This window comes from Roseovarius sp. CH_XMU1461, from assembly GCF_037027165.1.
Taxonomy (GTDB): Bacteria; Pseudomonadota; Alphaproteobacteria; order Rhodobacterales; family Rhodobacteraceae; genus Roseovarius; species Roseovarius nubinhibens.
Genome location: NZ_JAYMDV010000005.1, coordinates 21,579 through 35,235, shown reverse-complemented (window position 1 = coordinate 35,235; position 13,657 = coordinate 21,579). Strand labels below are relative to the sequence as shown.

General features: G+C 64.6%; 19 protein-coding genes and 1 tRNA gene. 8 read left to right on the top strand and 12 right to left on the bottom strand.

Annotation, left to right across the window (positions count from 1 at the left end):
* The first annotated feature begins 117 nt into the window (after window positions 1-117).
* Together hisB and hisH are read left to right on the top strand one after the other, a co-directional pair.
* Window positions 118-705 (top strand): imidazoleglycerol-phosphate dehydratase HisB, encoded by a 588-nt coding sequence (gene hisB, locus WA237_RS14440; RefSeq protein ID WP_336098491.1) that lies wholly within the window; start codon window positions 118-120, stop codon window positions 703-705.
* A gap of 4 nt (window positions 706-709) precedes the next feature.
* Window positions 710-1,348 (top strand): imidazole glycerol phosphate synthase subunit HisH, encoded by a 639-nt coding sequence (gene hisH, locus WA237_RS14435; protein WP_009814488.1) that lies wholly within the window; start codon window positions 710-712, stop codon window positions 1,346-1,348.
* A 228-nt stretch (window positions 1,349-1,576) separates the two neighbouring features.
* Here hisH and WA237_RS14430 read toward each other — a convergent pair whose 3' ends face one another.
* A complete protein-coding gene (locus WA237_RS14430; protein ID WP_040618518.1) occupies window positions 1,577-1,969 on the bottom strand; it encodes a DUF2147 domain-containing protein in 393 nt (130 codons plus the stop codon).
* Window positions 1,970-2,122: 153 nt separating this feature from the next.
* Here WA237_RS14430 and hisA point away from each other — a divergent pair, with 153 nt between their 5' ends.
* On the top strand, window positions 2,123-2,845 hold the full coding sequence (gene hisA / locus WA237_RS14425) for a 1-(5-phosphoribosyl)-5-[(5-phosphoribosylamino)methylideneamino]imidazole-4-carboxamide isomerase (RefSeq protein WP_216016286.1): 723 nt from the start codon (window positions 2,123-2,125) through the stop codon (window positions 2,843-2,845).
* 5 nt (window positions 2,846-2,850) lie between these two features.
* Window positions 2,851-3,384 carry a DUF2867 domain-containing protein gene (locus tag WA237_RS14420; RefSeq protein WP_336098488.1) on the top strand — a complete coding sequence of 178 codons (534 nt, stop codon included), beginning with the start codon at window positions 2,851-2,853 and terminating at the stop codon, window positions 3,382-3,384.
* 29 nt (window positions 3,385-3,413) lie between these two features.
* Here the strand turns inward: WA237_RS14420 and WA237_RS14415 are convergent, their stop codons facing one another.
* Window positions 3,414-3,872, bottom strand: a complete 459-nt coding sequence (locus tag WA237_RS14415; protein WP_009814484.1) for a DUF302 domain-containing protein — start codon at window positions 3,870-3,872, stop codon at window positions 3,414-3,416.
* Window positions 3,873-3,976: 104 nt separating this feature from the next.
* On the opposite strand from WA237_RS14415, the gene hisF reads away from it, so the two are divergent.
* From hisF to WA237_RS14400, 3 genes are read left to right on the top strand one after another with little or no spacing between them, the layout of a single operon-like run.
* On the top strand, window positions 3,977-4,741 hold the full coding sequence (hisF, locus tag WA237_RS14410) for an imidazole glycerol phosphate synthase subunit HisF (protein WP_009814483.1): 765 nt from the start codon (window positions 3,977-3,979) through the stop codon (window positions 4,739-4,741).
* Window positions 4,738-5,046: a phosphoribosyl-ATP diphosphatase gene (locus tag WA237_RS14405; RefSeq protein WP_336098486.1), complete on the top strand. Its 309-nt coding sequence runs from the start codon at window positions 4,738-4,740 to the stop codon at window positions 5,044-5,046. Before hisF ends, WA237_RS14405 begins: the two co-directional genes overlap by 4 nt.
* On the top strand, window positions 5,043-5,333 hold the full coding sequence (locus tag WA237_RS14400; RefSeq protein ID WP_286905618.1) for a Dabb family protein: 291 nt from the start codon (window positions 5,043-5,045) through the stop codon (window positions 5,331-5,333). Before WA237_RS14405 ends, WA237_RS14400 begins: the two co-directional genes overlap by 4 nt.
* A 75-nt stretch (window positions 5,334-5,408) precedes the next feature.
* Here the strand turns inward: WA237_RS14400 and WA237_RS14395 are convergent, their stop codons facing one another.
* The 3 genes from WA237_RS14395 to rlmB form a co-directional block, all read right to left on the bottom strand.
* Window positions 5,409-5,879 (bottom strand): CoA-binding protein, encoded by a 471-nt coding sequence (locus WA237_RS14395; protein ID WP_336098483.1) that lies wholly within the window; start codon window positions 5,877-5,879, stop codon window positions 5,409-5,411.
* Between the two features lie 268 nt (window positions 5,880-6,147).
* Window positions 6,148-6,435: a hypothetical protein gene (locus WA237_RS14390; RefSeq protein ID WP_336098481.1), complete on the bottom strand. Its 288-nt coding sequence runs from the start codon at window positions 6,433-6,435 to the stop codon at window positions 6,148-6,150.
* A 12-nt stretch (window positions 6,436-6,447) separates the two neighbouring features.
* Complete coding sequence (gene rlmB / locus WA237_RS14385) at window positions 6,448-7,227, bottom strand: 23S rRNA (guanosine(2251)-2'-O)-methyltransferase RlmB (protein ID WP_336098478.1); 780 nt, start codon at window positions 7,225-7,227, stop codon at window positions 6,448-6,450.
* A 135-nt stretch (window positions 7,228-7,362) separates the two neighbouring features.
* Between rlmB and WA237_RS14380 the strand changes: the two genes are divergently transcribed.
* Window positions 7,363-7,446 (top strand) — tRNA-Tyr (locus WA237_RS14380).
* Window positions 7,447-7,657: 211 nt separating this feature from the next.
* Here WA237_RS14380 and WA237_RS14375 read toward each other — a convergent pair.
* From WA237_RS14375 to WA237_RS14345, 7 genes are read right to left on the bottom strand one after another with little or no spacing between them, the layout of a single operon-like run.
* Window positions 7,658-8,326 carry a fumarate hydratase C-terminal domain-containing protein gene (locus WA237_RS14375; protein WP_009814477.1) on the bottom strand — a complete coding sequence of 223 codons (669 nt, stop codon included), beginning with the start codon at window positions 8,324-8,326 and terminating at the stop codon, window positions 7,658-7,660.
* Window positions 8,323-9,495 (bottom strand): CaiB/BaiF CoA transferase family protein, encoded by a 1,173-nt coding sequence (locus WA237_RS14370; protein ID WP_336098475.1) that lies wholly within the window; start codon window positions 9,493-9,495, stop codon window positions 8,323-8,325. Before WA237_RS14370 ends, WA237_RS14375 begins: the two co-directional genes overlap by 4 nt.
* Window positions 9,492-10,451, bottom strand: coding sequence for a fumarate hydratase (locus WA237_RS14365; protein WP_009814475.1), 960 nt, complete (start codon window positions 10,449-10,451; stop codon window positions 9,492-9,494). The genes WA237_RS14370 and WA237_RS14365 overlap by 4 nt, the downstream gene beginning before the upstream one ends.
* Entirely contained in the window at window positions 10,451-12,214 is a 1,764-nt protein-coding gene (locus WA237_RS14360) for an L-aspartate oxidase (RefSeq protein WP_336098474.1), read from the bottom strand. Before WA237_RS14360 ends, WA237_RS14365 begins: the two co-directional genes overlap by 1 nt.
* 2 nt (window positions 12,215-12,216) lie before the next feature.
* Entirely contained in the window at window positions 12,217-12,564 is a 348-nt protein-coding gene (gene sdhC, locus WA237_RS14355) for a succinate dehydrogenase, cytochrome b556 subunit (RefSeq protein ID WP_009814473.1), read from the bottom strand.
* The gene (locus WA237_RS14350) at window positions 12,561-12,893 is read right to left on the bottom strand and encodes a succinate dehydrogenase (protein ID WP_009814472.1); all 333 of its coding nucleotides are present in this window, start codon (window positions 12,891-12,893) and stop codon (window positions 12,561-12,563) included. The genes sdhC and WA237_RS14350 overlap by 4 nt, the downstream gene beginning before the upstream one ends.
* 1 nt (window position 12,894) lies before the next feature.
* On the bottom strand, window positions 12,895-13,650 hold the full coding sequence (locus WA237_RS14345; protein ID WP_336098473.1) for a succinate dehydrogenase/fumarate reductase iron-sulfur subunit: 756 nt from the start codon (window positions 13,648-13,650) through the stop codon (window positions 12,895-12,897).
* Window positions 13,651-13,657 lie beyond the last annotated feature (7 nt).

Genomic DNA, 13,657 nt, shown 5'->3' with positions numbered 1-13,657 from the left:
TAGCCCCCCGGCGTTAACAAAGTGTTCGCAGCGCCCGAACCCGCGCAGCCCCCTCTTCTCTTGGCGCGGTGACGCTTCCCCCCTATAAGGACGGGACCAAGACGAAAGGGGCCGCCCATGCGCCGCGCAACCATCACCCGCAAGACCGCGGAAACCGATATTTCGGTCGAGATCAATCTCGACGGCACCGGTCGCTATGACAATGAGACCGGCGTCGGGTTCTTTGACCACATGCTCGATCAGCTGGCCCGCCATTCGCTGATCGACATGACGCTGCGCTGCACGGGCGATCTGCATATCGACGACCACCACACGGTCGAGGACGTGGGCATCGCCCTCGGTCAGGCGCTGGCCGAGGCGCTCGGCGACAAGCGCGGCATCCGCCGCTATGGCGCCTGTCTGCTGCCGATGGATGACGCGCTCGTGCGCTGCGCCCTCGATCTCTCGGGCCGGCCGTTTCTGGTGTGGAATCTCGATCTGCCGACCCAGAAAATCGGCACGTTCGACACCGAACTCGTGCGCGAGTTTTTTCAGGCCCTGTCGACCCATGGCGGCATCACGCTCCATGTCGACATGCTGCACGGGGTGAACAGCCACCACATCGCCGAGGCCGCGTTCAAATCCGTCGCCCGGGCGCTGCGTGATGCGGTGGACACCGACCCGCGCAAATCCGACGCCATCCCCTCGACCAAAGGGGCGCTGTGATCCCATGAGCACTGCGATCATTGACTACGAGTCGGGCAATCTGCACTCGGCGGAAAAGGCGTTTCAGCGCGTCGCCGCCGAGACCGGCAGCGGCGAGGTTTTCGTCACCACCGATCCCGACGCGGTGCGCCGCGCCGACCGGATCGTGCTGCCCGGCGACGGGGCCTTCCCGGCCTGCCGCGCGGCGCTCTTCGAACGCTCGGGGCTCTTTGACGCCATCGAAGAAGCGGTGATCACCCAAGGCCGCCCCTTCATGGGCATTTGCATCGGCATGCAGATGCTCGCCTCGCGCGGGCTCGAGCATGGCGAAACCCCGGGCTTTGGCTGGATCGAAGGCACGGTGACGCCGATCGACCCCGGCGATCCGACGCTCAAAGTGCCGCATATGGGCTGGAACGATCTGATCCTCGGCGATCCGCACCCGGTGCTCGACGGGATCAACACCGGCGATCACGCCTATTTCGTGCATTCCTACCATTTTCAGGTGGCGAACGGCCCGGACCGGCTGGCGCATGTGGATTACGCGGGCGACATCACCGCGGTCGTGGGCCGCGACACGATCGTCGGCACTCAGTTCCACCCGGAAAAATCCCAGGCCACCGGGCTGCGCATCATCGCCAACTTCCTGCGCTGGAAACCTTAACACAGGTTAACCACTCGGATCGCCCTATACGGGCATCCCGGGCGCGGCAAAGGCACACGCCCGGGGCTAACCGTAGTGATAATTACGCTTGTAAAATCAAGAGCTTAAACAGAGACCACCCCAGGCGTTCGCTCCCGGGGTGGTCTTACTCTGTGAACACTCGCACGTGACACCTATAGGTGGTGTTTGGTTAACAAAAGATTACCGGGGGGCCAAATTGACGCAAGGTCATTTCACTTTGACCCAAGCGCCCCCATCGCGGCAGATGCCCAGCACACAGCCGCTCACCTTGAGGCTCTTGCCCGACATCTGAAGCTTGCTCTTGTAGGTCTTGCCCCGGTCCGGCGAATAGACCTTGCCGGTATAGGCGCCGCCGCCCTTGGGCACGGTCTCGGAAATGATCTTGCGGCCGATATTGGGGCTCTTCATTTCCTTGCCATTGGCGTCATAGGCCTTGACCAGCGTCCCGCAGAGCTGGGCACCGCAAGGCGCCACATGGATCATGCCGGAATTGCCATTGTCATCCTTGGCGGTGCGCCAATAGCCTTCGAGCGGATCGGCGGCCAGCGCCGCCCCCGCGCTCAGACAGACTGCGGCCACGGCCAATGCAAATCTTTTCATGTCGATCTCCTCCCTGAGATATGGCCGCAGCATGGCCCGCCCCCGGCGCGCCGATCAAGAATGACGTTGGGTCGCGTTGCATTTCCGGCGTCTCCATGCCAAAGCCCGGGAAACCACCTAGATCGCAAGACCCAAGCCACGCCGGAGCCCGCCATGATCCTCTACCCCGCCATCGACCTCAAGGACGGCCAGGCCGTGCGCCTTCTGCGCGGCGATATGGAGGCGGCGACCGTCTTCAACGACGACCCGGCGGCACAGGCCATGGCCTTTGTCGAGGCGGGCTGCGAATGGCTGCATCTGGTGGATCTCAACGGCGCCTTCGAGGGCGAGCCGGTCAATGCCGCCCCGGTCGAGGCGATCCTCGCCCAGACCAAGACCCCGGCCCAGCTCGGCGGCGGCATCCGCGACATGAAAACCATCGAGACCTGGCTCGGCAAAGGGCTCGCCCGGGTCATCCTCGGCACCGTCGCGGTGGAAAACCCCGCACTGGTGCGCGAAGCCGCCCGCGCCTTCCCCGGTCAGGTGGCCGTCGGCATCGACGCCCGCAATGGCCGCGTGGCGACCAAGGGCTGGGCCGAAGAGACCGACGTGATGGTGACGGACCTGGCCCAGAGCTTTGAGGACGCGGGCGTGGCCGCGATCATCTACACCGACATCAACCGCGATGGCGCGATGCAGGGCCCCAATATCGAGGCCACCGCCGCGCTCGCCCGCGCCGTCTCGATCCCGGTCATCGCCTCGGGCGGTGTCTCCTCCATCGAGGATCTCATCGCGCTGCGCGACTGTGGCGCGGCGCTCGACGGGGCGATCTCTGGCCGCGCGCTCTATGATGGGGCGATCGACCTGCGCGAGGCGCTGGCGGCGCTCAAGGGCTGAGTCGGATGGGGCTCTTTCGCAGCGTCGAAACGGCCCCGCTGCCCAAGGAGAGCCAGCTTTGGTCCCTCCACGCGCCGGGCGATTTCATCGACGGCTACCGGGTCCGGGCGGCCTATGCCCCGCGCCACGCGGCGGAGATCGCGCTGCGCTTTCCGGGCTGGGTGCGGCTCCTGTTGCGGCTGCGCGGGCTGCTCCTGTCGCCTTTCGATCTCAAATCACAGGGCCTGACATCACAGGACATGTCATCACAGAACACGGGCGGCGACAGCATCGCCATCTTCCCGGTCACCCATGAGAGCGCGCCGGAACTGGTGCTCGGCTTTGACGATCACCATCTCGATTTCCGCATCAGCTTTTTCGCCCGCGACGGCTATATCCACAGTGGCACATGGGTGCGGCGGCACAACCGGTTTGGCCGGTTGTACCTCGCGGCGATTATGCCGTTTCATATCCTCATCGCCAAACAGATGCTGGCCCGGCTCCACCGCCACGCCGAACGCCCAGCGGACCGCCAAGCACCCGGCCAACCGCCCGGCTGAGCATTCCACTGAGCGTCCCGGGCCGGGGATCACATCCCCGAGGCTTTTGCCACCAGCTTCTCGAGCGCGCCGGTCATCTGCTTGATATACTCGGCATCATCGTCGATCCCGTCGAGATCGAGCGTCTCATCGGGGTCCTCATAGGCGAGCCAGACCTGATTGTCCTTGTCGCGATAGACCAGCACTTTGAGCGGCAGGTAGAGCCCCGCCAGCATATTGTCCTGCATCGCCGGCGTGCCGAGCTTGGGATTGCCAAAGATCAAGAGCTGCGAAGGCTCCATATACATGCCGGCCTGTTCCGCCCCGCCCGCGTGATCGACCCGGGCAAAGACCGTGGCCCCTGCCCCTTCGACGGCCATCTCCAGCGCGTTCATCACCTCGTCCACGGCCCCCTCGGCCTTGACCCGCGTGATGTCATCCTCATCCGCCATGGCGCTGCCGGCCGCCCCGGCAAGCGCAATCATGATCCCGGCCATAATCTTCTTCATGTTCCAAACTCCTCATCTTGATCGATATCTCATGGGCACAGCCTCTGGCATGTTGAATGATTTAGCCATAAACAGCTTCGTGACAAACTGGACCCGGCACAAATATGCTCAAGACACGCATCATCCCCTGCCTCGACGTGGCCGACGGCCGCGTGGTCAAAGGCGTGAACTTCGTCGATCTCGTCGATGCGGGCGATCCCGTCGATGCCGCCCGCGCCTATGACGCGGCGGGCGCGGACGAGCTCTGCTTTCTCGACATCAACGCCACCCATGAGAATCGCGGCACCATGTTCGACGTGGTGCGCCGCACTGCCGAGCAATGCTATATCCCGCTGACCGTGGGCGGCGGCGTGCGCACCCCCGAAGACGTGCGCGCCCTGCTTCTGGCCGGGGCCGACAAGGTGAGCTTCAACTCCGCCGCCGTGGCCAATCCGCAGGTGGTCCGCGAGGCTGCCGCACAATTCGGCAGCCAATGTATCGTGGTGGCCATCGACGCCAAGACCGTGGCCCCCGGCAAATGGGAAATCTTCACCCATGGCGGCCGCAAACCCACCGGCATCGACGCGGTGCAATTCGCCCGCAAAGTGGCCGAGCTCGGCGCCGGCGAAATCCTTCTGACCTCGATGGACCGCGACGGCACCCGCGACGGCTATAACCTGCCGCTCACCCGCGCCATCTCGGACGCGGTGCCGGTGCCGGTCATCGCCTCGGGCGGGGTCGGCACGCTCGATCATCTCGTCGACGGGGTGACCCGGGGCGGCGCGGCGGCGGTGCTCGCGGCCTCGATCTTTCACTTCGGCGATTACACCATCGCCCAGGCCAAATCCCATATGGCGGCGGCTGGCATCCCGGTGAGGCTCGGCGCATGACCCTCGAAGAGCTCGAACAGATCGTCGCCCGCCGCGCCGAGGCCAGCCGCGACGACAGCTGGACCGCGAAACTTCTCGCCAAAGGCCCCGAGAAAGTGGCCGAGAAATTCGGCGAAGAATCCATCGAGGCGCTGATCGAGGCGGTCAAGGGCGACCGCGCGGCGCTCGCCTCCGAGGCGGCGGATGTGCTCTTTCACCTGCTGGTGATGCTGCGCGCCCGCGACGTGTCGCTGGCCGAGGTCATGGCGGTGCTCGACGCGCGTCAGGCGCAATCCGGCCTCGCCGAAAAGGCCGCGCGCAGATGATCCGCCATGTCGTGTTTTTCTCGGCCCGCGACCGCGCCGATTACGACCGCATTCATGACGGGCTGTCGCTTCTGGCGCAGATCCCCCATCACCGCCATTTCGAGCTCGGCCGCAACCTGCAGGGCGACATGATCAGCGACGCCCCCGTCGATATCGTGGTCTATGCCGAGTTCGACGACGAGGCGGCGCTGGCCGCCTATAAAGCGCATCCGCTCTACGAGGAATCGATCCGCCGCGTCCGCCCGCTGCGCGATCAGCGCATCGCGGCGGATTTCACCGCGAGCTAGGGACACGAGTGGCTGAACCGGGGGCGCTGCCCCCGGACCCCCGGGATATTTTCGGCCAGAAGAAGCCTCAGAGGCTTAGAGCTTGGAGGAGATGATGCCGGTGGCAAAGCCGCCCATGCGCAGCTCGCCAAAGAGGCGCTGATATTCGATCTTGGGGCAGCGGTCCATCACCACATCGACGCCGCGCGCGCGTGCGCGTTCAGCCGCGCCTTCATGCACCACGCCGATCTGCATCCAGATGGTGCGCAGCGCCGGAAAGGTGGCGAGCGCCTCGTCCACCACCTCGGGCACATGTTCGGGGCGGCGAAAGATATCGACCATGTCGATCTCGGCCTCGATCTCGGCGAGGCTGGCATGGACCTTGCGGCCAAAGAGCCTCTTGCCCGCCTGACCCGGATTGACCGGAAACACCTCATAGCCCTTGAGGCTCAGGTAGCGCGCCACGTAATAGCTCGGGCGGATCTCATTGGCCGAGACCCCCACCACCGCGATGCGCTTGGTGCGGCGCAGCACGTCTTTCAGAAACTGATCGCTATAGCTCTCCATCCGGCGATCCTAGCCGCCCTGCAAGGTGCGGCAAGCCCTTCTGCGACCCGCGCCACAAAAAAGCGCCCGCCAAAAAAAAAAAAGCGCCCAAGGGGAAACCCCCTGGGCGCAGTCACGGAACGAGGGACAGTGAAGTGAAACGCCGGGGTTCCGAACCGGCGCCTCTGAACTCTATGTAAGGCGCAATCTCAGGTTAAAAAGGGATTGTAATAGAGCTGTGAACAGGGGGCCGGATTTTCGCGCGACACGAATGTAACCGGCTGATATTTCAGTCGAAAATATCTTCGATCTCATCCCAGAGGTCGTCGATCAGCCGCGCAACCCCCCGGATCGGCGATTTCTTGCGCAGGTTTTTGCGCCGCTGACGCTGTTCTGGCGCGGGTTTCACCGGGCTGGGCTTGGGCGCGGGCCGGGCCGTGGGCCGCGCCGGCATATGTTTCATCTGCCGGATCGGCGCCCCGCAAGAGCCGCAGCTCAGCTCATGCTGCACCGCGCCGCGCAACCGCAACAGGCTGCGCGCGCCGCAATAGCAACAGGTTGCGATTTTCTCTGCCATGCCTCGCCCGGTTTACCGCTCTCGGGAGGCATATAGGGAGACCGCCGCCGCATTCGAGACGTTGAGCGAGCCAAAGCCGCCGGCAAAGGGGATTTTGACCAATTTGTCGCAGGTTTCGCGGGTTTTCTGCCGCAGCCCTGGCCCTTCGGCCCCGAGCACCAGCGCCACCGGCCGGTCGCGCATCCCGTCAAGCGCGGCGTCGATCGTGTCCTCCGCCTCGCCCGCCAGGCCAAGCACCAGAAACCCCATCGCCTGCAATTCGCTGATCGCATCGGCGAGGTTGCGCACCCGCAGATAGGGCTGCCGTTCGAGCGCCCCGCTCGCCGTCTTGGCCAGCGCGCCGGTCTCGGGGGCCGAGCCATGGCGCGGCGCGATCACCGCCTGCGCGCCGAACACCTCGGCCGAGCGCAGAATCGCCCCCACGTTATGCGGATCGGTCACCCGGTCGAGCAGCAGCAAGCGCGGCGCGCCCGTGCCCTCGCGCAGCGCCACATCCTCGAGCGAGCCCCAGTTCAGCGGCTTGACCTCGAGCGCCGCGCCCTGATGCACCGATTGCGGATCGATGGGGGCGGAAAACTTGCGCGGGTCGGCCATCTCGGGGGTGATCCCGGCGGCGTCGATGGCATCTTGGAGCTTGTCACAGGCGTTCTTGGTCACGATCAGCCGCAGCTTGTCGCGGGCCGGGTTCATCAGCGCATCGCGCACCGCATGCAGCCCGAAAAGCCAGACGGTTTCGGCGGCCGAGGCCTTTTTGGCCTGTTCCTTGTCGATGACCCAGCGCGGTTTCTTCATGGCAAGATGCCCCTTTCTCAACTGGCCCCCTCCGTGCACTGCCGATTGTCCGGGCGCAAGCGATTTTCCTGTTGACGCCCCCCGGTCGCGGCGGTAATCAGCCCCCCACATCCGGCGCTTTTGTGCCGGGAAAGTGGGCGACAGGCCGCAAGGTGTGGCAGGGGACTGTAACTCCCTCGCGGAGACGCACGCCTGGTTCGATTCCAGGGTCGCCCACCACTTTCCCTCTCTTGGAAATCGCCTCTACGCATGAGCGCACATTGCGCCAATGATACCGCATCATCTCTACAAAAATGCGCGCAGTCGTGATGCCGACGTCATACCGACGTGTGACCGACATGGCATTTCGGCGATTAGCCCTCCTCAAAACACAGCACCCGCCCCCTGTCAGAGGGCGGGTGCGGCCGGGTGAGACTCTCCGAGGGTGACGTTAGCCGATCACCTCATCCGAGCGGTCATCGGTCTCGCCATAGCGTTTGAGAACCGCCGGGCGCGTGCCCTCATAGACCCGGGCCAGATTGCCGGCGATCTTGGCATTCTCACGCTCAAAGAGGCAGTTCCCCTCGAGGTCAGAGGCCACGATGAACGGCCCCATCTTGTTGCAGCGGATCACCCACATCGCCTGCGCGAGGCCGAGCTCTTCGTTCCAATGCACCGCCTCCACCTTTTCCACCCCACGGCCCAAAAGCGCCCCGGTGCCATAGCCCACGGTCGACAGGTAGACCGCGCCATTGGGGACGAAATATTCCTTGTAATCCTTCGACGACATCCCCCCCTTGCCGATGATCAGACGGGCGCCGGTCTTGGCCATCCATTCGGGCAGCCATTTGGCAAAGCGGAACGAGGCGGTGGCGGTCACCGCCCCCATGTCGAACGTGCCGTCCGAGCGGATCGTGGCGGCTGGCGAGCAGTGGAAGTTTGCCGCAGACTCGGAGGGCAACTCCATGGGAATATTAGCGTTTTTCTCAAGCGCACGCATGTAGACGCCTTCGCGGGCGGTGTAGATCAGCCCGTCGAGATAGACGATATCGCCGAGGCGCAGCGCCGCGATATCTTCGGCGCTCGGGGTGGTGGACAGTCGGATTTCACGCGGTTTCATAAGGCGGCCTCCTTCGGCAGGTCGGCTAAGATTTCACTTGTGTGCTGGCCCAATGTCGGTGCGGGCGCCAGCGTCTTGGGGCCCCAGGGCGCGGCAAAGGGCAGCGCCGGGGCGCGCAGCGTCAGACCGAGCTGCGGCACCGGCAGATCGCGCCAGGCGGGGCTGTGTTTCATCTGCGGATGGTCGAGCGCCTCGGCGAGGCTCCGGACCCGCGCGGCGGGGACATTGGCCTCGGAGAGATGCGCCTCCCAGTGATCGGCATCACGGGCGAGGAAAATCTCTCGCAGGCTGGCCGCCACCTGCCCCGGCGCGCCCTGTTCAAGCAGGTCCTCGCGCCCCAGCGCCGCACAGAGCCTGCTGGCCTGAGCGGGCGTGTTGGCGGTGATCACGATGGCCCCTTCCGCACAGTCGAACCGCCCCGAATAAGGCGTGTCGGCAAAGGCGCGGTTGCCCTCCAGCCCCCGCAGCTGACCGGTGGTTTCATGGTGCAGCGCATAGGCCCCCATCAGCGTCGTCATCGCGTCGAGCATCGAAACCTGCAGGTGCTGCGGCTCTCCGGGCGCCTTCGCGCGCTGCAGGAGCCCCGCCAGCAGCGCCGCCACCAACGCCTGCCCCGCCACATAGTCGACAATGGGCAGGCCGACGCGCATCGGGCCGCTGGCCGCCTCGCCGGTCATCGCCATGAGGCCGCTGATCCCTTGCAGGATATGGTCATAGGCCGGTCGCCCGGCGAGCGGCCCATCGGGGCCATAGCCGCTCAGGCTGGCATAGAGAATATCGGCTTTCACCGCGCGGATCTGGTCATAGCCCACGCCGAGACGATCGACGACACCGGGGCGGAAATTCTCGACCATGATATCGGCGCTGCGGGCCAGATCGAGCAGACGCGCGCGGTCGCCCGCCTCCTTGAGATCGAGCGTGATCGAACGTTTGCCACTGTTTTGGCTGAGAAAACTCGCCCCGAGCCCGGCGGTGCGCATCTCTTCGGTGCCGCCATGGCCGCGCACGAAATCATCGCCCGCAGGCCGTTCCACCCGGATCACCTCGGCCCCCATCAGCGCCAGTTGCCCGGTGGCATAGGGCCCGGCGAGCACATGGGTCAGGTCGAGCACCCGGAGGCCCGCCAGCGGGCCCTCGCCCGCGGCCGTGGATTCCGGGGCTGGCGTCATGCCATCACCTCTTCCGCCCCTTCGAGCCAGTCCACCGTCTCGCGGCGCTGATAATCGGTGAACCAATCGGGATCGGTGCGATACTCCACCCGGCCATCGGCAAAGACCCGGGCCACGGCGCGGCGCGAGCTGAGACAGAAGGCATGGACCGACATCTGCATGCCGCCGGTGTGGCAATAGCCCACCTCAATGTTGCAATCGATCACCATGTTCTTGCCGACAAAGCCCATGGCCCCCATGCCGATGGAGTTACCGAGCTCTTTGAACTCGTCTTCCAGCGCGGCAATCTTGGGATCGCTGTTCTTGCTGCCGACGGTGCGCAGACAGGCGGCGCGCTTGCCGAGCACCATGCAGGTGTCCTTGCAGCCGCCAAGCCCGATGCCGATGATCGCCGGCTGACAGGCCAGGCCGCGCTTGCCAAAGGCCACGAGGCTGTCAAGGTAGAACCGCTTGATGCCTTCGATCCCGTCCGAGGGAAAGAGCATCCGGTAGTCTGTCCCGAAAAGCCCGCCCTTGTGCACGGTGATCAGGTCGATCCATTCGCCGCCCGGCTCATAGCCATATTCGATCTCGGGCGCGCCGATGCCGACGTTGTTGTTATGGTCGGTCCGCCACAGCGGATGCACCCGGTTGGGCCGGAGCGGCACGCCATCGGTGCGGTTCGCTGTCGCCCGCCGCAGCGCCGCCTCGAGCGCGATGGGGCCACCCTCGATCCGAGTGTCATTGCCCATTTTCACATACCAACGCGGGGTGCCGGTATCGCCACACATGGCGCGGCCATCCTCTTTGGCGGCCTTGTAATTCTCGAGCATCGCCTCCAGCACAAAGGAGGACAGATCGCCATCCTCGGTCTTGGCCGCGGCCTGCAGCCCCTGCAGGTAATCCTCAGGGATTTCGATAGCCGCCTTGTCCATCAGCGTTTCTGCGGTTTTCTGGATCAGGTCGATCGGGATCATCAATTCGCTCCCACAAGTGTTTCAGGTTCGCCCTCGGGCAAGATCGTCTCGCCGGGGCGCACAATGGTGAATTTGACCGGCTCGCGGCTGACCGACAGGGTTTCACCTGTCTTGCGTGCCACGGTGAAATACGACTCCTCCATCGCGCCGGGTTCGGGGAAATCCTCGCGGAAATGCGCCCCGCGCGAATTTTCCCGCGCCAGCCCGGCCCGCGCGATCACCTCGGAAATCTCGGTGAGCGACGCCATGTTGAGCCAGTCATGCCAGGTCAGGTTGAAGGCGAGATTGCTGCCATCGACCCCGGTTTCCATCAGCTCGGCCTCGATATCCCCGAGCTGCGAGAGCCCGCGATTGATGCCGGTCTCGGTGCGCATGACGCCCACATCATCCCACATGACATTTTGCAATTTCTTGCGCAGGTCCAGGATGTTGCCGGGCTTCTTCGAGAGCGGCGCCCTGGCCCGTTCGATCTCGCGGTCGAGAATGTTGCGGTCCGGATCGCGCAGCGCGCCCATGCGGCGGATATCCATCCCCATCACATCGCCCGCGACCCCGCCATAGACGGTGGAATTGGCCACGCCATTGCCGCCCAACCGGTTCGAGCCATGCGCCCCGCCCGCGTCCTCACCCGCCACATAGAGCCCTTCGAGCTCAGTCCGGGTCTCGGTATCGACGACCACGCCGCCCATGAAGTAATGCGCCGTTGGCACCACCTCGACCTTGCCGCCTGCGAGGTCAAAGCCGCTGTCGGCACAGCGTTTGACCATGCCCGCGAATTTCTTGCGGACATTCTCTGGGCCGAGGTGGCTCATCGAGATGAAGACGCCCTCCTGCTCGGGATTGTTGTTCTTGCGCATCTCGGCATAGATGCCCCGGCTCACCACATCGCGGGTGGCCCGCTCGCCGCGCGCGTCATAATCGAACATGAACCGCTGATCATGGTGATTGATGAGCTGGCCGCCCGCCCCGCGCAGCCCCTCTTCGAGAACCGTGCCGGTCATCCGCGTATGATCCCCCGCCAAGAGGCCGGTGGGGTGGAATTGCACCATTTCCATATCGCGCAGTGGCAAGCCGATGCGCAGCGCCATGGCAAGGCCATCCATCGTCTTGTCGCCCGAGGGCGTGTGGTATTTATACATGGTCGGGCCGCCGCCCGTCCCCATCATCACCGTCTTGGCGCGCACGAAACGGAACTTGCCGGTCCGCATGTCGATGAACAAAACGCCTGAGAGCGCCGATCCGTCCTTGGTCGGGATGAGCGCAATGGCGCGATGTTCCTGCAGTTTCTGCACCGGCCGGGCGAGCACCTGCTCCATCAACCGGCTGATGATCTCGATGCCTGTAAGGTCGCCCTTGTGCACCGTGCGGTCGGCGGTCTGACCGGCAAAGGCCTTCTGATGGACGCTGCCATCGGGGTTGCGGTCAAAGAAACAGCCGATCTCGTTCTCGAGCTCGTGGATACGCACCACCGCCTGTTCACAGAGCTTCCACGCCATGTCCTGATCGGGCAGCCATTTGCCGCCCTGGATCGTGTCCATGAAATGCCGCTCGACGCTGTCGCCATTGCCAAGCGCCACGTTATAGCCGCCCTGCACCATCCGCGTGCAGCCGCATTTCCCGATAAGCCCCTTGACGGCGAGCGTCACCCGCGTGCCCATCGGCGCCGATTGCAGCGCGTGCAGCGCCGCGAAAAGCCCTGCTCCGCCGGTCCCGAGGATGAGGATATCGGTGTCCATCATTTCGATGTCGGTCGCGTGTGTCATGGTCAAATCGCCCTGAGAAAGAAGAGGCCCGAGATCAGGAACGCCCCGGCGAGAACGCTGGCCGCGAGGCTCTTTTGCGGCCCGGACCACGGCAGAAACTCGAGCGCGAGCAGGCGCAGACCGCCCAGCATATGCGCCGCCAGCAGGAAGACGAGGCCGAACTCGGCCAGCTTCACCAGCGGCAGATCGGCCCAGTGGAGAAACCCGTCGAGCCGCGCCGGATCGGTGAGCGCCAGCGACAGCACATAGAGATGCGCGGGCAGAAAAATCGCCAGCGCCAGCCCCGAAAAGCGATGCAGCGCATAGGCGAGCCAGAGCGGGTGATCGCGATGCGTCTTCATCCCCTTCATAGCCCCGTCACGGCCATCACGGCCCGTGCCCCCATGTAAATCACGCCAATGCCAAAGCCCCAGGTGATCGCGCCCAGCGACCAGCCCTTGAGGCCGAGCATTTCATGGGCAATGACCCGCAGGCCAATCGCCCCGTGGAGGCCCGCCGCCACGACGAACAGCCCGTAGAAGAGAAACCAAAAGACCGATCCTTGGGTGCGCGACAGGATTTCACTGGCCGAGAGCCCGCCCTGGATCGCGTAGATCATCACCGCGATATGCACGAGGACAAAAGGCCCCATCGCCATCGCCGACAGGCGCTGCGCCATATAAAGCCGCATATCCAACATGTTACCGGCCCCCTTTAAAGAAGCGCTTGGCGCTGGCCCGTTTCAGCCCGGCAATCGCCGACAACGGATCGAGCTCGTTCGGGCAATAGAGCGTACAGCTGCCCTGGCTGTGGCAATTGTGACAGCCCCCCGCCCCCGACACCCGGTCGAGCACCGCATCGCGGTCGGCTTCTTTCGCGTCATTGTAGAGCGTCCAGGCCCGTTGCAGCGCCGCCGGACCAAGGTAATCGGGATTGCCCGCCACCGTATCACAGGAGGCGTAGCAGACCGAGCAGTTGATGCATTCGATGCCCGCATTGGCCTCGACCCGGCCCGGGGTCTCCGAGGTGATGACCGGCATCGGATCATGGCGGCTGGCGCTTGGGTGATGGTGCCCGCCCGCTTTGACCCATTTGTCGAAAAACGGGTCCATATCGGCGGCGAGATCCTTGATCACCGGCAGGTTGCGCAGCGGCGCGATGGTGAGGGCACCGCCTTCGGTCACCTTTTTCACATGGGTCCGGCAGGTCCAGCGCGGCTTGCCATTGACCATCATCGCGCAAGAGCCGCACATCCCCACCCGGCAGGCAAACCGATAGGTGAGCGTCGGATCGGCATATTGCTGAATCCAGGACACCACATCGAGAATGGTCTGATTGTCCTGCTGCGGCACCTCGAACTCTTCATAGGCGCCGCCCTCAGCCGTGCCGCGCCAGACCGACACACGCAGCACCGGTGTAGGGCCCGTGGCGTCCTCGGACGGGGTTATCTTACGCATTGCGGTC